General features: G+C 66.1%; 15 protein-coding genes. 4 read left to right on the forward strand and 11 right to left on the reverse strand.

All coding sequences use genetic code 11. The annotated features are described in order from the left end of the window. Window positions 1–42: 42 nt before the first annotated feature. Entirely contained in the window at window positions 43–1410 is a 1368-nt protein-coding gene (locus ACWDPV_RS03660) for an FAD-binding oxidoreductase (protein ID WP_449741786.1), read from the reverse strand. A gap of 129 nt (window positions 1411–1539) precedes the next feature. On the opposite strand from ACWDPV_RS03660, the gene ACWDPV_RS03665 reads away from it, so the two are divergent. Both ACWDPV_RS03665 and ACWDPV_RS03670 read left to right on the forward strand, forming a co-directional pair. Continuing rightward, window positions 1540–1968, forward strand: a complete 429-nt coding sequence (locus ACWDPV_RS03665) for a nitroreductase family deazaflavin-dependent oxidoreductase (RefSeq protein ID WP_449741787.1) — start codon at window positions 1540–1542, stop codon at window positions 1966–1968. An 82-nt stretch (window positions 1969–2050) separates the two neighbouring features. Continuing rightward, window positions 2051–2959: a serine/threonine-protein kinase gene (locus ACWDPV_RS03670; RefSeq protein WP_449741788.1), complete on the forward strand. Its 909-nt coding sequence runs from the start codon at window positions 2051–2053 to the stop codon at window positions 2957–2959. A gap of 212 nt (window positions 2960–3171) precedes the next feature. Here the strand turns inward: ACWDPV_RS03670 and ACWDPV_RS03675 are convergent, their stop codons facing one another. Beyond that, the gene (locus ACWDPV_RS03675) at window positions 3172–4293 is read right to left on the reverse strand and encodes an amidohydrolase family protein (RefSeq protein WP_449741789.1); all 1122 of its coding nucleotides are present in this window, start codon (window positions 4291–4293) and stop codon (window positions 3172–3174) included. A gap of 184 nt (window positions 4294–4477) precedes the next feature. Here ACWDPV_RS03675 and ACWDPV_RS03680 point away from each other — a divergent pair, with 184 nt between their 5' ends. Next, window positions 4478–5629, forward strand: a complete 1152-nt coding sequence (locus ACWDPV_RS03680; RefSeq protein WP_449741790.1) for an FAD-binding oxidoreductase — start codon at window positions 4478–4480, stop codon at window positions 5627–5629. Window positions 5630–5678: 49 nt separating this feature from the next. Here the strand turns inward: ACWDPV_RS03680 and ACWDPV_RS03685 are convergent, their stop codons facing one another. The 9 genes from ACWDPV_RS03685 to ACWDPV_RS03725 all read right to left on the reverse strand — a co-directional run bounded on the left by ACWDPV_RS03685 (window position 5679) and on the right by ACWDPV_RS03725 (window position 18118). Further along, window positions 5679–6881 (reverse strand): hypothetical protein, encoded by a 1203-nt coding sequence (locus tag ACWDPV_RS03685; protein ID WP_449741791.1) that lies wholly within the window; start codon window positions 6879–6881, stop codon window positions 5679–5681. A gap of 147 nt (window positions 6882–7028) precedes the next feature. Beyond that, window positions 7029–7439 carry a heat shock protein transcriptional repressor HspR gene (locus ACWDPV_RS03690; RefSeq protein WP_449741792.1) on the reverse strand — a complete coding sequence of 137 codons (411 nt, stop codon included), beginning with the start codon at window positions 7437–7439 and terminating at the stop codon, window positions 7029–7031. Window positions 7440–7442: 3 nt separating this feature from the next. After that, window positions 7443–8651 carry a molecular chaperone DnaJ gene (gene dnaJ, locus ACWDPV_RS03695; protein WP_449741793.1) on the reverse strand — a complete coding sequence of 403 codons (1209 nt, stop codon included), beginning with the start codon at window positions 8649–8651 and terminating at the stop codon, window positions 7443–7445. Between the two features lie 113 nt (window positions 8652–8764). Further along, on the reverse strand, window positions 8765–9418 hold the full coding sequence (gene grpE / locus ACWDPV_RS03700) for a nucleotide exchange factor GrpE (RefSeq protein WP_449741794.1): 654 nt from the start codon (window positions 9416–9418) through the stop codon (window positions 8765–8767). Beyond that, window positions 9415–11268 (reverse strand): molecular chaperone DnaK, encoded by a 1854-nt coding sequence (gene dnaK / locus ACWDPV_RS03705; RefSeq protein WP_449741795.1) that lies wholly within the window; start codon window positions 11266–11268, stop codon window positions 9415–9417. The genes grpE and dnaK overlap by 4 nt, the downstream gene beginning before the upstream one ends. Window positions 11269–11652: 384 nt before the next feature. Further along, window positions 11653–12009 carry a hypothetical protein gene (locus ACWDPV_RS03710; RefSeq protein ID WP_449741796.1) on the reverse strand — a complete coding sequence of 119 codons (357 nt, stop codon included), beginning with the start codon at window positions 12007–12009 and terminating at the stop codon, window positions 11653–11655. Between the two features lie 238 nt (window positions 12010–12247). After that, window positions 12248–13768 carry a catalase gene (locus ACWDPV_RS03715; RefSeq protein WP_449741797.1) on the reverse strand — a complete coding sequence of 507 codons (1521 nt, stop codon included), beginning with the start codon at window positions 13766–13768 and terminating at the stop codon, window positions 12248–12250. Window positions 13769–14021: 253 nt separating this feature from the next. Next, window positions 14022–16358 (reverse strand): endopeptidase La, encoded by a 2337-nt coding sequence (gene lon, locus ACWDPV_RS03720; RefSeq protein WP_449741798.1) that lies wholly within the window; start codon window positions 16356–16358, stop codon window positions 14022–14024. Between the two features lie 467 nt (window positions 16359–16825). Next, window positions 16826–18118 carry a glycosyltransferase gene (locus tag ACWDPV_RS03725; protein WP_449741799.1) on the reverse strand — a complete coding sequence of 431 codons (1293 nt, stop codon included), beginning with the start codon at window positions 18116–18118 and terminating at the stop codon, window positions 16826–16828. A gap of 159 nt (window positions 18119–18277) precedes the next feature. On the opposite strand from ACWDPV_RS03725, the gene ACWDPV_RS03730 reads away from it, so the two are divergent. Beyond that, on the forward strand, window positions 18278–18721 hold the full coding sequence (locus ACWDPV_RS03730; RefSeq protein WP_449741904.1) for an Ltp family lipoprotein: 444 nt from the start codon (window positions 18278–18280) through the stop codon (window positions 18719–18721). Window positions 18722–18796: the final 75 nt, after the last annotated feature.

Genomic DNA, 18796 nt, shown 5'->3' on the forward strand with positions numbered 1-18796 from the left:
ACTGCTGCCGGTCGAGCCGCTGGGCCCCCAAGCCGGCGCGAACTACAGCAGCACGCCGGGATTGAGCAGACCGTCCGGATCGAGCGTCTGCTTGATCGCGGCCGTCAGGGCCATCACGTCCGGGCCCACCTGGTTGGGCAGCCAGGCCTTCTTGAGCCGACCGACCCCGTGCTCACCGGTGATTGTGCCGCCCAACGAGATCGCGAGATCCATCACCTCACCGAAGGCCTGCTGCGCGCGCTGCGCCTCATCGGCGTCCTCGGGATCGAAAACGATCAACGGGTGCGTGTTGCCGTCACCGGCATGTGCGATGACCGAGATCATCACGTCGTTCTGGTCGGCGATGGACGCGACGCCGTCGATGAGGGCGGGTAGCGCGGGCAGTGGCACCCCGACATCCTCGAGGAGCAGCGAGCCCAGCTTTTCCACCGCCGGGATCGCGGCGCGTCGTGCGGCGGTGAACGCCTCCCCTTCGGTGGCGTCGGAGGTGTCGAAAACGTCCGCGGCACCATGGGTTTCGAAGGCCTCGCGGATGATCCTCACCTCGGCGACGCCGGCGGGTCCGGGTGCGTCGGATTGGGCGACGAGCAGCGCGCCGGCCTCACGATCGAGCCCCATGCGCAGCATGTCCTCGACGGCGTTGATCGAGACCTTGTCCATGAACTCCAGCATCGCCGGTCGGATCTTCGAGGTGATCGCGAGAACCGCCTCGCTGGCGTCGTGAACCGAGGAGAACGTGCCGACGACGGTGCACGCCGACGCCTGCGGCGGCAGCAGACGCAGCGTCACCTCGGTGATGATGCCGAGCAACCCTTCGCTCCCGACGAACAGCTTCGTCAGTGACAGTCCCGCAGAATCCTTGAGTTGCTTGCCGCCGAGGCGCAATGCCCGCCCGTCGGCGAGGACTACCTCCATGCCGAGCACGTAATCGGTTGTCACGCCGTACTTCACGCAACACAAGCCGCCCGCATTGGTGGCGACGTTGCCGCCGATGGAGCAGATCTCGAACGACGACGGGTCCGGCGGGTACCAGAGATCGTGTGCCGCCGCAGCCGCCTTGACCTCGGAGTTGAACAGGCCCGGTTGCACCACCGCGGTACGGGTCGCGGTGTCGATGGTCAACTCGCGCATCTTCTCGGTGGAGATCATCACCGCGCCGTCGACCGCCGTCGACCCACCCGAGAGGCTCGTGCCCGCGCCACGGGTGATGATCGGTATCGCGTGTGCTGCGCACCACCGCACCGTCGTCTGGACGTGCTCGGTGGTCGTCGGGCGGATGAGCGCCAGGGGTGTTCCGGCGCCGGGATCTGCAGCACGGTCCTGGCGGTACCCGGCGAGGATGTCCGGATCGGAGACCACCATCTGCTCGGGCAATTCGGCACGCAACTCGCTCAGATCCACTGTGGTCATGGATCAAGGGTAGGCGTCCGGAATCGTCGCGTTCGTCGCGTGGTGAGATTCGAGGTGTTCTCCCGGTTGCTCGCGGACCATTTCCCCGAGTTCACGACACGATCCCGACGATCGCGCACACTGGAGCAGGTGAGCGACTTCAACCAGACCATCATCGATGAATTCCGCGCCAACGACGGCACCGTGACCACTGCAGGCTTCGGTCGCCATCTCGTCCTCGTCCACTCGATCGGTGCGAAGTCCGGCGCCGAACGCGTCAACCCGCTGATGTCCCTGCCCGACGGCGCGGGCGGTCGATTCATCATCGGCAGCGCGGCCGGCTCACCGAAAGATCCCGCCTGGGTGCACAACCTGCGCAAGCACCCGAACATCACCATCGAGGTGGCCGGGGAGAAGGCCGGGATCGAGACCTTCCCCGCGACCGCGACCGAACTCAACCCTGTCGAGCGTGAACAGGCGTGGCAGGGCTTCGTGTCCGCGTCGAATCAGTTTCTGAAGTACACCGAGACCGCGGAGGGCCGCGTCTTCCCCATCTTCCGGCTGACCCCCAAGACGTAGCCCACGCCGTCCGCGCCCACGCCGTCCGCGTCCCCGACTCGTCGGATTCCTCAATCGCACGGTCCTGGCTACTCTTGTGCGCATGTTCACCTCGGGTGAGGTGGTGGCGGGGTTCACCATCGATGCGGTCGTCGGCCACGGCAGCAGCGCCGACGTCTACCGCGTGCATCGAGATGACGAGGCGACTCCGTTGGCGTTGAAGGTGCTGCGCACCGACCTTCACGGCGTGGAGCACGCCCGCGAACGCTTCGAGCACGAGTTCGCGATCGCATCGCTGCTGCATCACCCCAACATCGTGGCGATGGACTCCAGTGGCGAAGTCGCCCTCGGTGATCATGGACATCCCCGGCACACCGCCCTGTGGTTGGCGATGCAGTATGTGGCCGGGCCGTCGGCGATCTACCTGATCCCGCGCTACGACCAGCAACCCCAGGTGTCGGCGGTGCTGCGGGTAGCCCAACAAATCGGTGCCGCGCTGGACTACGCCCATTCCAAGGACATTCTGCACCGCGACGTCAAACCCGCCAACATCCTGCTCACCACCACCGACGACACCACCGATGCCCTCCTCACCGACTTCGGCATCGCCCGGTTCCTCGACGACACCCGCCCCCTCGCCCGCAACGGCCGGGTGCAGGGTTCGGTCGCCTACGCGGCGCCGGAATTACTTCAAGCACAACAACTCTCACCGGCAACCGATGTCTACGCCTTCGCGTGTTCACTGGTCGAGCTGTTCACCGGGTTGCCGCCGTACCCGCGCACGACCCCCTTCGCGATCACCTACGCCCATATCCGCGACGAACCTCCGAAGCTCACCGGCCGACGGGATTGGCTCCCATCGTCGTTGAACTCGGTGTTCGCCAAGGCCCTCGCCAAGAATCCCGCGGACCGCTATCAGACATGTGGGGAGTTCGTCGAGATCATCTCGCGGGCGTTGCGTGACGTTCCCGTGCCCGTCGGGGTGACGCGTCGTCGCGGTTGGTTGCGTTGAGGTGCAATGTCTTTGGTGGTTTCCAGCGTTGCTCTCGGAAGTCTCGACACCTCCTCGGCCGGCGCCTCGTCGGGCTCGACCGGCGGGAGGACGGCCGCACCAGCGGGAAAGATGGGAGCTGTCAACGAGATTGAGAGCGCTGTCAGCGGGGAGGTGAGCGCTGTCAGCGGGGAGGTGAGCGCTGTCAGCGAGAACGGGGGCGGGAGTGAGGATCAGTCGTCGCCGATCCGATATACGCGCCGTGCGGTGTTGCGGAAGACGTTGCGCACCACGGTATCTCCCCAGGGTTCGAGGACGTCGAGCAGGCCGCCGACGAGCATGTCGACGGATGCATTGGGCTTGTCGATCGGGAAGTTGGACCCGAACATCACGCGGCTGGCACCGAAGTGGGCGACGATGTGCTGCATCAGCGGCCCCACCATCTCGACCAGCGTCTGCCGAGTCCCGATGTTACCCATGGACTGTCGACCGTAGCCGAGCACCGGCAGCGCCAAACCCGACATTTTGATCACCACGTTGCGCTGTGAGGCGAGCGTCGTCATGCGTTCACGCCAGAGACGCAGAATGTCGGCACGTGCGGCCGCGGTGGTGCCGGTCCGGGTGCCGACCGGCCCGAAAGCACCTACCGGACAGCCAAAATGGTCGACGATGATGGTGGTGTCCGGGAACTCGCGAGCCAGGGTGACCACGTCGTAGAGCTGATGCGAATACACGAACACCTCGACAGCGAGGCGTCGTTGCGCGACCGCCTCGATCCCGGTGAGGAAGGCCGCCGATGCCAGCACACCGTCGACGGCACCACCGGAACGTACTTTTGGATCGGGATGGCGGGTGGCGGTGGTCTGAATGCCGCGGATGCGATCACAGACCTCGATCTGCGCGTCGAGGCGCTCGCCGAAACCCGCCGAACGTGGATCGGCGCGCACCATGACCGCCCCGAGGGCGGGTGCGACCCCCATTCCGAACGGCAAACCCATCAGGTACCGGGCCTCGTCGACAGCATTGCGCGTCGCCTCGGGTTCTTCGGACTCCGGCAGCCGCCAATACGATTCGGAGATGACGACCGATTCGATCGGCACCCCGATCGCACCGGACACGGGAGCGATGTCGGCGCCGTAGTGTCGGGGTTCGTAGGCCCGCGCGACCGATCGTGGCGTCAACAGGTATTCCCGTTCGGATTGCGGCACCGCGACCGAGAACACCCGGTCACCCATGCCCGGCACAAAACGGTATCCGCGTACCAATCGGCTACCCGACCAGGGCGCCCGGCGTGGATTCCACTGTTGGACGTGCGCGTCGACGATCCCGGGGATCAGGTCGTCGATGGTGGCCATGCCCCGACATTGCCATAGTCACGGGTTGATCACATCTGTTCGGCCCGGCATGCGGCCGTTCGCGGTACACGCGAGAGGGGCGGGTTCGCCGTCACATCCGAGCCCACGAGGCACAATGGGTGGGCGCCGCACGCGGACAACCGTTGGACCGTCGGGCGCAACAACGACGTTTGGGAGGTGGACCGTGGCGAATCACTCGCGCCATGTGCTGCATCACCTCCGTGAGCTGATCAACCGCGATCCGGAACGCTTCACGTCGAACCTGTACACGCGCCTGTTCGCCGTCGACCCGGACCTGCGGGAACTCTTCGGCGTGATGATGTCGCTGCAGCGGCAGGCGTTCTACCACGTCATCGACCACGTCCTCGAGGTGATCCCCGCACCGTCGGGGCAGCAGGAACTCGTCGAGTTCCTCGGCCAACTCGGGCGCGACCATCGCAAGTACGGGGTCCTGCCCGAGCATTACCAGGCGATCTACCAGGCGTTGATGGGCGAGTTCGCCTCGCTGCTTCGTGACCAGTGGGACGAGGACGCGCAACGCACGGTCGGTCAGGCCATGATGCTGGTGACCGGCGTGATGCGCGGTGCCGCGCAGACCGCGGCGGGCCCGGCGACGTGGACGGCGGAGGTCGTCGAGAAGTTCCGCATCACCCGCGGACTGGCCGTCGTGCGGCTGGTGTCGAAGGCGCCGCTGACGTTCAACACCGGGCAGTACCTGGAGACGCAGATCCCGCAGTGGCCCAAGACGTGGCGCAATCTGTCACCGGCGATTCCGCCCAACCCGCACGGCGAACTCGAATTCCACGTCCGGGCGGTACCCGGCGGCAGCGTCAGCACCTCGATCGTCCAGGAAACGCAGGTCGGCGACGTGTGGACGTTCGGGCAGGCGCACGGCACCCTGCACATCGACCGTGACCGTGAGGTGCTCATGGTGGCCGGCGGAACCGGACTCGCACCGCTGCGCGCCTTGTTGATCGAGATGTCGACCCGGGGCGACACCCCGCCGACACATGTCTTCTACGGTGCCCGCCATCCCGGCGAACTCTACGACCTGCCGGTCCTGCGGCGGATCGCCTCAACCAATCCGTGGCTGACGGTCACGGCGGTCTCGGAGGAGACGACCAATCCCTGGTGGCTGGACCATCCGGTGAATCCGGCGGCTCTCGGCATCGACCACCGCATCGGCACGCTCGTCGACGTGGTCGCCGCGGCCGGCCCGTGGGAAGACCGCCAGACGCTGATCACCGGGTCACCGGCGATGGTGGAGAACACCCGCCGCGGCCTGATCATCGCCGGTGTGCGGGCCAGCCTCATCCAGCACGACCCGATGTTCTGATTGCAGCCTTTCGACGTCCGCTCCGCGTGAGGTGCGGCTCACCCCCCGATCAGGGCGGTCCCTCGGTGACGGTCGTGGTCTCGTAGATGGTCTCGTTCTCGGTGACCGTCGCGGTCGCCGACTCGGTCACCGTCTCCGTCGCTGTCTGCGTCTGCGTTTGCGTCTGCGTGACGGTCTGCGCCGTGGTGCGCGTGACCGTCGGCGGCGTCGCCGTCTCGGTGACGGTTTGCTGATCGACGACGGTCTGCGTCACCGGATCCCCCGCGCGGGTCACGGTGACCTCGCCGGTGGTGCCGGTGACCGTCGTCGTCGACGTCACCGACGCCGGGGTCTCGGAGCCGACGCCGGTGAACAAGGCCACCAGCACCGCCAGGCACAACAGTGCCGCGACTCCTGCCGCGCCGCCGATCGCCCACCAGCGCAGGCCGTGCGACCCGAGGGCGGTGGTCGGCGCCGCGTCGTCGGCGAAGGCGGGTGCGGTATGCCCGACCGCGGCACCACCTACGGCAGCACCGCCGATGGCAGCACCGCCGAACGCGGCACCGACGGGGATGGCCCGGGTGTCGGCGAGCACCACCGCGGTGGCGCCCTGGGCGACGGCGAACACCGGTGCGGCGACCGCGGTGGCGGGTCGGTGGGTCGCCGCGGCCACGGCCGAGACCACCTCGGGCAACTGCGCCCCCGACCCGACGCACAAGAACCTCGCCGGGCTGGGATCGACGGTCAGGGGACGCAGCAGATCGGCGGCCGCGGTGGCACCGGCGGCATCGCTCAACGAATGCGCGTCGGCAGGCGACACCTGCGCGGTCCGGATGGTGCGTGCCGCCGTCGCGTCGACCAGCGCGAGAGTGTCCCCGGTGGTGAGTGCACCGGACTGATCCAGCGCGACGACACCGACGATGCCACCGGCCTCCCGCCCGGCCACCTGCGCCAACGCGGCGGGCAGGTCGACGAAGACGACCGCGGCGGCCCATGCCGGAGCTCCCGGACCGTGTACCGCGAAGTCGAGGTGGGCGCGGACGTCGGGGCGTGCGCAGGTGGTGACGATGTGGTCGATCTCGAAGGGGGCGGAATCGACGAGCTCGGTGAGGGCGGTCAACGCCGATTCCGGGGAATCGTCGGCGAGGTCGACGAAGTTGCTGGCGACGATCTCACCGGCCGCGTCAAGCACAACCGAGGCGATCTCCTCACCCAACACCGACACCCCGAGCACTGCTGGCCCGGTGATGTTGAGATCCGGGGACTGGCTCACCGTCGCCTCCTTCATCCAACCGGCATTCGACGCCACACACTAACGTGCGACCCCGGTGGGCAACAGATCAGGCCGCTGTGAGAAGTCGGCCGATCCGGTGCACCGGGGTCGCACGTTATTCGGTTGTGAGGGTGGTGATCGTTACGCTCAGTCGTCGCCACGCCGCCGACGCGGTTGCCACACGACGAGCGCATTGGTGCGCGGGACGGGGACGAGCTCACCGCCGCGACGGGCTCGGTGGACCTCGACCTCGCGTTGCAGTTCGTGCAGTCGTTGCTGCAGGGCATCGACCTGATTGGTCAGGTCGATGATCCGCTTGATCCCGGCGAGGTTGACGCCTTCCTCCTGGGAGAGACGCTGGATCTCACGAAGCACCTCGACGTCGCGCGTCGAGTAGCGACGCCCACCGCCGCTGGTGCGTTCGGGCGTCACCAGGCCGAGCCGGTCGTAGGTGCGCAGGGTCTGCGCATGCATGCCGGCCAGCTCGGCGGCGACCGAGATCATGAAGGTCGCGCTGGTTTCCCGGGGATCAGTTCCGGGTCGGTGCTGTTCGGCCATGACTCATCGCCCCCAGCCCGCCCGTGGATCGAATCCGCTGGCCTTCTCGGCCTCGGCGTAGGCGTGCATCGCCTCGACCGCGGCGTCGTCGAGCTTGCGGGGAACCTCGACCTTGACGGTCACCAACAGGTCACCGGAACCGCCGGCCCGCTTGGGGACTCCGCGTCCACGAACCCGCAGGGTGCGACCGTCGCTGGTGTTCGGCGGAATCTTGACGCCCACCGATCCCTCGAGGGTCGGCACCGACACGGTGGCCCCGAGCACCAGCTCGGAGATGCTCACCGGCAGCTGCACACGCAGGTCGTGGCCGCTGCGGGTGAAGACCTTGTCGGCGGTCACGTGGACGACGACGTAGAGGTCACCCGACGGCGCACCGCGGCGCCCGGCCTCGCCCTGTCCGGCGAGCCGGATGCGTTGGCCGTCCTCGACGCCCGACGGGATGCGGACGTTGATGGTGCGCGAACGCACCTTGACGCCGCTGCCGTCGCAGTCGGCGCACGGATCGTCGATCCGGGAGCCGGTGCCCTGGCAGTCCTGGCAGGGTTCGCTGAATCCGAACGCACCCTGATTGCGGCTGACGAAGCCGGAACCGTTGCAGTTCGGGCAGACCCGCGGGCTGGTGCCCGGCTTGGCGCCACTGCCGTGGCAGGTGGTGCACGGCGCCGGGCTGGTCACCCGAAGTGGGACGGTCGTACCCAGTGCCGCGTCCGCGAACGACAACGTCGTCTCGGTCTCGAGATCGTTGCCCCGACGCGGACGGGTCGCCGTCGACGTGCGGGTGCCGCCGCCACCGGAGCCGCCGCGGTTGAACAATCCCTCGAAGAGATCGCCGAATCCGCCGGCGCCCTCCCCGCCGCCACCGCCGAACAGGTCGCCGATGTTGAAGTCGGCGCCGGTCTCGGTGGAGTACCGGGTACCTCCGCCGGGGAAACCACCGGGAAAACCGTTGCCGCCGCCGCGGAATCGACCGCCGGCGAACATGGCGCGCGTCTCGTCGTATTCCTTGCGCTTGTCGGCGTCGGCGAGCACGCTGTGGGCTTCGGACACCCGCTTGAAGCGCTCTTCGGCTTGCGTGTCCCCGGGATTGGCGTCGGGGTGCAGCTCGCGGGCGAGCTTGCGGTAAGCCTTCTTGATCTCTTCAGACGAAGCATCAGAAGCAACGCCGAGGTCCTTGTAGAAGTCGCGTTCAAGCCATTCTCGTTGTGGAGCCACCAGACGTCACCTCCTTCGTTATGAACATGTCTGGTTGAAGTATGTGTGCGCCCCCGGTGAGGCGCGGTTCGCCAGTGGCGTTTCCGCGCATCACCGGGGGAGCGTGTAGGTGCTTATTGTGCACCAGTGGGCGCGTCCTGGGCGCCCGATGCGCCGGTCGGCGCCGGGTCGGTGACCGTAACCATCGCGGTCCGGATCACCTTGTCACCCAGGCGGTACCCGCTGCGGTACACCGCACCGAGGACCGGCTCGGCACCACTGCCGTCGTTCTGGACGGCTTCGTGCAGTTCCGGATCGAACACGTCGCCCGGTTCCCCGAACTTGACGAGTCCTTCCGAACTCAGGCTGCCGGCCAACTTGTCGGCCACCGCACGCAGCGGTCCCGACTCGAGATCACCGTGCTCGCGGGCCCGGTCGAGATCGTCGAGGATCGGCAGCAGCTTCTCGATCAATACCTGTTTGCCGTAGGCGACTCGCCCCTGCTTCTCCTCCTCGGTCCGCCGCTTGTAGTTGGCGAACTGTGCGCGTTCACGCTGGAGGGCGGCAGTGAGCTCGGCGACCTCGTCGGTCGCCGGGGCCTTCGCCTCTTCCAAGGCCGGCTCCTCGCCGGAAGCAGGTGCGCTTCCGGCGTCGGGGGTCGGTTCACCCTCGGGACGCACCTCACCGGTTTCCGGATCGATGCGCCGACGGTCGGTGACCGTGATCGGCTCGTCGCCGGGGGCGTGGCCCCCGGCGGCCGAACCGGCCTCGGGCCCACTCTGGGTCACTTGGTGTCCCCGGAGTTCGGCTCGTCGACAACCTCGGCGTCGACGACGTCGTTGTCACCGGCGGTCGCGGAGCCACCGTCGGCGCCTGCGGCCTGGCCCTCGGCCGCGGATGCGGCGTAGATAGCCTGACCCATTTCCTGGGACTCCGCCGAAAGCTTCTCGATCGCGCTCTTGATGGCCGCGATGTCGTTGCTCTTGAGAGCCTCGTTGGCCTCGCCGATGGCGGTGTTGACCTTGTCCTTGACCTCGGCCGGCACCTTGTCCTCGTTGTCCTTGAGGAACTTCTCGGTGTGGTTGACCAGCGACTCGGCCTGGTTACGGGTCTCGGCCTCCTCGCGACGCTTGCGGTCCTCGTCGGCGTGGGCCTCGGCGTCCTTGATCATCCGGTCGATCTCGTCCTTGCTCAGGCCGGAACCCTCCTGGATGCGGATGGAGTTCTCCTTGCCGGTGCCCTTGTCCTTCGCGGTGACGTGCACGATGCCGTTGGCGTCGATGTCGAAGGTCACCTCGATCTGCGGAACGCCCTGCGGCGCAGGCGCAATGCCGCCAAGCTCGAAGCTGCCGAGCAGCTTGTTGTGCGAGGCGATCTCACGCTCGCCCTGGTACACCTGGATCTGCACCGACGGCTGGTTGTCTTCGGCCGTGGTGTAGGTCTCGCTGCGCTTGGTCGGGATGGTGGTGTTGCGCTCGATCAGCTTGTGCATCACGCCACCCTTGGTCTCGATACCGAGGGACAGCGGGGTGACATCAAGCAGCAGAACGTCTTTCACCTCACCGCGGAGCACACCGGCCTGCAGTGCGGCACCCACGGCGACGACCTCGTCGGGGTTGACACCCTTGTTGGGCTCACGTCCACCGGTCAGTTCCTTCACCAGTTCGGTGACGGCCGGCATACGGGTCGAACCACCAACGAGCACAACGTGATCGATGTCGCCGACGGAGATCCCGGCGTCCTTGATGACCGCCTGGAACGGAGCGCGGGTGCGCTCGAGCAGGTCCGAGGTGATCTTCTGGAACTCGCTACGAGAGAGCTGCTCGTCGAGGAACAGCGGGTTCTTGTCGGCGTCGACGGTGATGTAGGGCAGGTTGATCGAGGTCGACTGCGAGGCCGACAATTCGATCTTGGCCTTCTCGGCAGCCTCACGCAGACGCTGCATGGCCATCTTGTCCTTGGTCAGGTCGATGCCCGAGGAGCTCTTGAACTTCTCGACCAGCCAGTCGACGATGCGCTGATCCCAGTCGTCACCACCGAGGTTGTTGTCACCGGAGGTGGCCCGGACCTCGACGACACCGTCGCCGATCTCCAGCAGCGAGACGTCGAAGGTACCGCCACCGAGGTCGAAGACCAGGATGGTCTGTTCCTTCTCACCCTTGTCCAGGCCGTAGGCCAGGGCAGCGGCGGTCGGCTCGTTGACGATGCGCAGGACGTTGAGGCCGGCGATCTGGCCGGCTTCCTTGGTGGCCTGACGCTGTGCGTCGTTGAAGTATGCGGGCACGGTGATGACCGCGTCGGTGACATCCTCACCGAGGTAGGCCTCCGCGTCGCGCTTCAGCTTCATCAGCGTACGAGCGCTGATCTCCTGCGGGGTGTACTTCTTGTCGTCGATGGCGACGCTCCAGTCACCCTCGCCCATGTGGCGCTTGACGGAGCGGATGGTGCGGTCGACGTTGGTGACCGCCTGGTTCTTGGCCGGCTGCCCGACGAGCACCTCGCCGTTACGCGCGAACGCGACGACCGACGGGGTGGTACGCGAGCCTTCGGCGTTGGCGATGACGGCGGGCTCGCCGCCTTCGAGTACCGCCACCACGGAGTTCGTGGTGCCGAGGTCGATTCCAACAGCACGAGACATCTTTGCGATTCCTCCTAGTTCATGGGTGTGCACCCAAGGTCTTGGTCCCGCGGTCGAGTTCGGTGAACTCGGCACGCAGGGGTCTGGCAAACCTGACCGCCAGACCCAGACTTCAGTGCGTCCGACTCATGTCCTACTGGTTGAGTCGGTCTCAGTCAAGTCGAGTTGAGCCTGTATGGCTCAGGTTCTCGATGGTTTCAACGGGGCGTGGTGCGAGTATGTTCCCGGAATCGACAAAAAAGTTGAGCGAGTTTCGCTCAACTTTCTTTCATGGCGCGTATCTGCTGGTTCGGACGGGTTTCTGAGGTTGTTCGCGCGGGTGGGTTCGGCTCGCACGGGTGGGTTCGGTTCCCCGCGAACGATGCCGTCAGGCGTTTCGGGCGGTTATTTCGACGCCGGGGGCAGCGCGTCGCCCGGAAAACCCTGGACGGGATGCACGTCGAAGGTGAAGACGCCCGTCTGCACCGCCGGATCGTCGTTCATGAGCTGGGTGACCGTCTCGACGGAGCGGTCGAAGACGCCGACACCGCAGAAATCGGTGTCGTCCTGGGCCGGCAGCACGACCACCAGGTCACCGGCCTTGCGCAACGCGATCAGTCGACGACCGTGCTCCCGGATGATGCCCGGTGCCTCGTCGCTCCCGTACGCCGGCCCGGCTTTGAGGACGGCCACGACGTAGGGCTGGGCGTACTCGAGGACCGTCTGCATCTCGGCGTCGGTGATCTCGGGCAGGGTGGTCATGGCGAACTCCTTCGACTGCGCCGACGAGTCCTTCGACCACGGCGACGAGATAACTTTCCGCCTCAACCGTATGCGGACACGACGTCGGAGGGAACCTCTCCGTTGATGCCCTGCGGCACTCCTTCGGATCGAAGGCAGGTGATCATTGCTGCGCTGTCCCCGTCCGGCGACGGTAAAACCCGAGGATGAACCCCTCGGGTCTCCCGCGGTGTTCGACCATCAGGTCGCCGACGTCGGACTACACCTTCTGCTGCATCGACGTGCGCGCCGGATTACCCTGCTCGGACTTCTTGGGATCGGGCTCGTCGGCCTTGGCCGCCACGCCCTCTTTGATCCGTGCCCCGACACCGGGATCGATGCGGCCCCAGTATTCGAAGGCACGCGCCAGTACCGGGTCACTGACCCCGTTGAGCAGATGGCCCACCACGTTGTCGACCAGCCGGTCGCGGGCCGCGTCGTCGAGAACCTCGCGGACCATGGTGCCCGCCTGTCCCCAATCGTCGTCCTCGGGATGGTCGACATAGGCACTGCGCACGATTTGCCCGTCGGCGGCCCACTGTGGTTCCGGCTGGCCGCTGTAAGCCGCCGCCGGTCCGCCTTTCGAGTTGGGCGCGTACACCGGGTCGGAGACCGGAACAATGCGCATAGCACCATCTTTGGAGTAGCTGTGTACCTCGTTGCGGGGCGCGTTCACCGGAATCTGTTTGTAGTTACCACCCAATCGGGCGCGGTGCGCGTCGGCATAGGCGAACACTCGGCCCAGCAGCATCCGATCGGGACTGAACCCGATGCCGGGCACCACATTGTTCGGTTCGAACGCCAACTGCTCGATCTGTGCGTGATTGTCGGTCGGATTGGTGTGCAGGGTCATTCTCCCGACCTCATGCAGTGGATAGTCACCATGCGGCCACACCTTGGTCAGATCAAACGGATTGAACCGGTAGGACACCGCATCGTCGAACGGCATCAGCTGCACCTTGAGGGTCCAACTCGGATGGTCGCCCGCGGCAATCGACTCGAACAGATCACGAGTGTGGAAATCGGTGTCGGCCGACGCCATCTGATCCGCTTCGTCCTGGGTGAAGAACTCCACGCCCTGGTCGGTGATGAAGTGATACTTCACCCAGTGCTTCACGCCTTCGGCATTCACCCACAGATAGGTATGCGAGCTGTACCCGTTCATGTGCCGCCACGTCTTCGGGATACCACGGTCACCCATGAGCCAGGTGACCTGGTGCGCCGACTCCGGCGACAGCGTCCAGAAGTCCCACTGCATATCGTGGTCGCGCAGGTTGTTGTCGGCTCGCCGCTTCTGCGACCGGATGAAGTGCTGAAACTTCAACGGGTCCTTGACGAAGAAGACCGGCGTGTTGTTGCCGACCATGTCGTAGATACCTTCGTCGGTGTAGAACTTGAGGGCGAAACCCCTCGGGTCGCGCCAGGTGTCGGGGCTGCCGCGCTCACCGGCGACGGTGGAGAATCGGGCCACCATGTCGGTCTTGATGCCGGGCTGGAAGATTCCCGCGCAGGTATACGACGATACGTCGGCGGTGGTCTCAAAGCTGCCGAATGCGCCGCTTCCCTTCGCATGTGGCTGGCGTTCGGGGATGCGTTCTCGGTTGAACTGTGCCATCTGCTCGATCAGGTAGTGATCATGCAGAACGATGGGGCCCGCGGCGCCAACGGTGAGTGAGTGCTCATCACTCCCGGCAGGAGCACCCGAATCCCGGGTCGTGTACAGATTCTCGTTCTCGGACATATTGCCTCCAGGGATGGATCCCGGCTTCGGCCATGGGTGTCAGCGGCGGCGGGGCTGTGCCACCGGATGCGTCGCGGATACGAGCGCAGCGGTGCCAGGCTGCTCTAACACCTGCAACCGACTGTAACGCCTGGGTCGTTTGCGCGTCACCCGTTGCATCCCATACACAGCTGCATCTCATACACAGCTGCATCTCAAACACAGCAAAGGCCGCCGGGCGAAACACCCAGCGGCCTCTGCAGGTTCTACCGTGTCAGGCGGCCGTCGTCACCTCATCGGCAATCGGCTCCAACGCAGCCGCGACGATGTCGGCGACGTCGGCGATCGGCGTGACCGTCACGGCCTCGAGGATCTCCGCGGGGACGTCGTCGAGATCGGCCTCGTTACGGGGCGAGATGAACACCTGGGTCAACCCGTTGCGTTGTGCCGCAAGCAGTTTCTGCTTGAGCCCACCGATGGGCAGGACCCGTCCGTTCAACGTCACCTCGCCGGTCATGCCGACCTCGGCGCGCACCTTGCGGCCGGTCGCCATCGACGCCAGGGCCGTCACCATCGTGATGCCGGCACTCGGGCCGTCCTTGGGGACCGCACCCGCGGGCACGTGCACGTGGATGGTGCCCTCGAGGTTACGCGGATCGATGCCCAGTTCACGTGCGTGGGCACGGACGTAGGACAGTGCGATCTGCGCGGACTCCTTCATGACGTCGCCGAGTTGGCCGGTCAGTTGCAGCCCACCCTTGCCCTCGCCGGCATCGGTGCGGTTGGCCTCGATGAACAGCACGTCGCCACCCATTCCGGTGACCGCCAGACCGGTCGCGACGCCGGGCACCGCGGTACGCTCCTCGGATTCGGGAGTGAACCGCGGCCGACCCAGATCGTCCTTCAGATCCGCCGTGTCGACGATGACCGGTGTTGTCGCCGTGCCGTTTTCGATCTTTGTGGCCTCCTTGCGCATCAGCTTGGCGAGCAACCGCTCGAACTGACGCACACCCGGTTCGCGGGTGTAGTTGGCCGCGATCTCCCGTAGCGCGTCGTCGGTCACCGAGATCTCCTCGTCGGTCAGCGCCGCACGCTCACGCTGCCGCGGGAGCAGGTAATCGCGGGCGATGGCCACCTTGTCGTCCTCGGTGTAGCCGTCGATGGTCACCAGTTCCATCCGGTCCAGCAACGGTCCCGGGATGTTCTCGACGACGTTGGCCGTCGCCAGGAACACCACGTCGGACAGGTCCAGATCCAGATCGAGGTAGTGATCGCGGAAGGTGTGGTTCTGCGCGGGGTCGAGGACCTCGAGCAGCGCCGCCGCCGGGTCACCCCGGTAGTCAGAGCCCACCTTGTCGATCTCGTCCAGCAGTACAACGGGATTCATCGATCCCGCCTCGCCGATGGCACGCACGATACGACCGGGCAGAGCACCGACGTAGGTACGCCGGTGACCGCGGATCTCGGCCTCGTCGCGCACGCCGCCGAGGGCGACGCGCACGAACTTGCGGCCGAGGGCACGGGCCACGGACTCACCCAGAGACGTCTTGCCGACGCCGGGCGGACCGGCCAACACCATCACGGCTCCGGAACCACGTCCGCCGACGACCTGCAGGCCACGTTCGGCACGCCGGGCCCGCACGGCCAGGTATTCAACGATGCGGTCCTTGACATCCTCGAGCCCGTGGTGATCGGCGTCGAGGATTTCACGCGCACCCGTGATGTCGGTGGAGTCGGTGGTGGTGACATTCCACGGTAGATCCAGGACGGTGTCCAACCACGTTCTGATCCAACCACTTTCAGGTGATTGATCGCTGGATCGCTCAAGCTTGCCGACCTCACGTAACGCCGCTTCGCGGACGTTGTCGGGCAGGTCGGCGGCTTCGACGCGGCCGCGGTAGTCGTCGGCGCCGTCGGGCTCGTCCTCGCCGAGTTCCTTGCGGATGGCGTTCAACTGCTGACGCAGCAGGAATTCCTTCTGCTGCTTCTCCATTCCGTTGCGGACATCGTCGGCGATCTTGTCGGAGACCTCGGTCTCGGCGATGTGTTCGCTGGTCCAGTCGATGAGCAGCCCGAGCCGTTCTGCGACGTCAGAGGTTTCGAGCAGTTGCCGCTTCTGGGTGTCGTCGAGCCACGACGAATAGCCGGAGGTGTCGGCGAGATCAGACGGGTCGGTCATCTTGTTGACCGCGTCGATGATCTGCCAGGCCTCGCGACGTTGGAGCATGGCCAGGACGAGCTTCTTGTACTCGGCGGCAAGGGCTTTGGTCTCGGCGGTGGCCTCACCGTCATCGACCTCGGTCACCTCGACCCACAGCGCATTGCCGTGACCGGGTGCGCCGCTGCCGATGTGTGCACGCTTCTCGCCCTTCACCACGGCAGCCGTCTGGCCGCCGGGGATGCGACCCACCTGCACGATCGAGGCGATCACGCCATGGGTCGGGTACCGATCGTCCAGGCGCGGAGCGATCAGCAGTTTGCCGGACTCACTGGCCCGGGCCGCGTCGATCGTCGCCTGAGCCGCGTCGTCGAGCGGGATCGGCACCACCATGCCGGGCAGGACGACCAGGTCAGGGACGAACAGGACGGGCACTGAGTATGTCTGTGACATCTAACTAACCTCCAAAGTTCAGTCTGACCGACTCAACCTCGGTGGCGGGTTCTTTGTTCCCGGCGATATTTCGCCAGGGGTGAACAGGGCAGGCCCACAGGGCAGGCCCTTGCGATCCGCGCCGTTGCGCGTCACAAGCGTCACCCGTTCGCGACGGCCACCCGCGGCAATCATCCTGTCGAGGACGTGGGCTCTGGCCTTACCGCCGGCGGCGACGGCCTGCCGGACGACGCGACCGTAGACGACGGCAGCCACATCGCCATACGGCACACCTTCCCGAAAATGGGTGATCAGGTCCTCAGGAGGTCATGCCGCGCAATTCTCGACTCGCCGTCGACCGTGTAGGTATGACGTAGGTATGGCGACTCCTCGTTGTTCGACACCACGACGATGTCGCACAACGACACCCGGAGCGAGACGCGCTAAGACACATCGTCACCCACCCGGCACCCACCCGGGCGGCGCAATCACGCCCTGTTCATACCGATGAGCCGGTCGACGACCTCGGCACATTTCTGAAGTCCGGCGCTGTCGGCCATTGCGGTCGCCATGCGCTCGGCAGCCTGCGCATAGGACGAGTCATCGAGCACCCGGCGCACCGCCTCGCGCACTGCAGCGGCAGAGGGCATCTCGGACTTCAGCCGTCGGCCGACTCCCGACCAGGCGATCCGCGCACCCACCTCGGGCTTGTCCTCCAGGCCACCACTGGTCACAACCGGGACGCCGTACCGCAGCGCGTACTGAACGCCGCCGTAGCCGCCGTTGGTGACGAAGACGTCGGTCTTCGGGAGCAGATCGTCGTACGGAAGATATTCGGCGGCAAAGGTATTGGCGGGAAGCTCAGGAAGTGTGTCGACGCTTCGACCGCCGGTGGAGACGACGATGTGGACGTCGTCGTCGGCGAATGCCTCCAGGGTCGGGGTGATGATCTGACGGTAATCCCGGTTGGCGAAGGTACCCTGCGTGACGTGGATGACCGGCCGCGAACCGTCGAGCCGCGACCAGCAGTCGGGTAACGGGGCCCGCGAACCGGTCGCCGAGACCGGTCCGACGAAATGCAAGTGGCGGGGCGCATCGCTCATGGGGTACTCGAACCCGGGCACGGTGAACTGGAGGATGGCATCGGCGTGCCGTGGCCAGTCAAGAACGGGGAATCCCAAAGGCGCGCCATGGATGTCGCGATGGATCCCGTCGGCGACCCGTTGGGCCTCACCCAACACGAGGCGCCGCGCCACCCGGTGAAGCGCCGCATTGCGGAGCCGCCCGACGGGCCCCGACATCGGCATCAACGCCATCCCGCTGGGCGCCGTGTCGCGGCTGCTGATGAACAGCGGGGTCACACCGCACGCGATGACCGGTGGGCGTTCGGCGGCATCCGCGCCCAACAGGTATGCACCTCCGGCGAAGGCTCCGTCGGTCAGGACCGCGTCGGCCGGTGCCTGGTCGAAGATAATCTGAAGGGCTTGGAACTGTGATTTCGCCGGTCGGATGAACGTGTGCTCGATATCGAAGGCGATCGCCCGGATCCCGCTGAGTTCGCGACGTTCGGGGAACACGATGTCCCAGTCCTGCCGGTCGTCGAAGTCCGCCTCCGGTGGTAACGGCACATGCTGCGCACCAACGGCGCTCACCTTCTCGGCGAAGCGAGAGCCGGTCAGAAAGCGGACGCGATCCCCCCGCTCCACCAGGTGACGCGCAACGTTGAGCAGCGGCGTCACGTGGCCGTGCAGCGGAACGGTGCCGATGACGATGTCGGACATTGGGGGGGATCCTTCCGAGCGGTGTTGCACCCAGCGTCGTCGCTGACGTGGCCGGTGTCGCGAGTAGCGGGCTACTCGGTTGCGCATGCCCGACGCGGTGTCCTCCTCACGACCGATACTCCTTGTCGTAGAGACCACGTAACGTCCCCGTCCGTGAAGATGAAAACATCGCGTGCCGCCGCATTGCTCGTCGCCCTTGCCGCTCCGTTCGCCATCGGCGTCGCCACCACTGCCCACGCATCCGCACAGCCCGTTGCCAATTCGGCCATTACCGAATCGGTGTCCAGCCCGCAGGATCAGTACGTGCCCGCGTCCACCGTGAGCCGGCAGAATGCCGTGGAGTCGGCGGAGGCCTACTTGAGCATCAGCGCGTTCTCGCGCCAGGGGCTCATCGAGCAACTCGAGTACGAGGGCTTCTCCAACGCCGACGCGGGATACGCCGTCGATCACATCACTGTCGATTGGAACGAACAGGCCGCAAAGTCCGCGAAGAGTTACCTGGAGATCAGTTCGTTCTCACGCCAGGGCCTTATCGAGCAGCTCGAGTACGAGGGCTTCACCCCCGCACAGGCGCGGTACGGCGTGACCGCCGTGGGACTCTGACGAAAGTCGAGTCGGGACCACCGGTCGCATGTGGGAAGCAGTGAACACGCCAATCTTTGCGAAGGACCTCCCACT

It is taken from the genome of Gordonia sp. NPDC003504 (assembly GCF_053587995.1).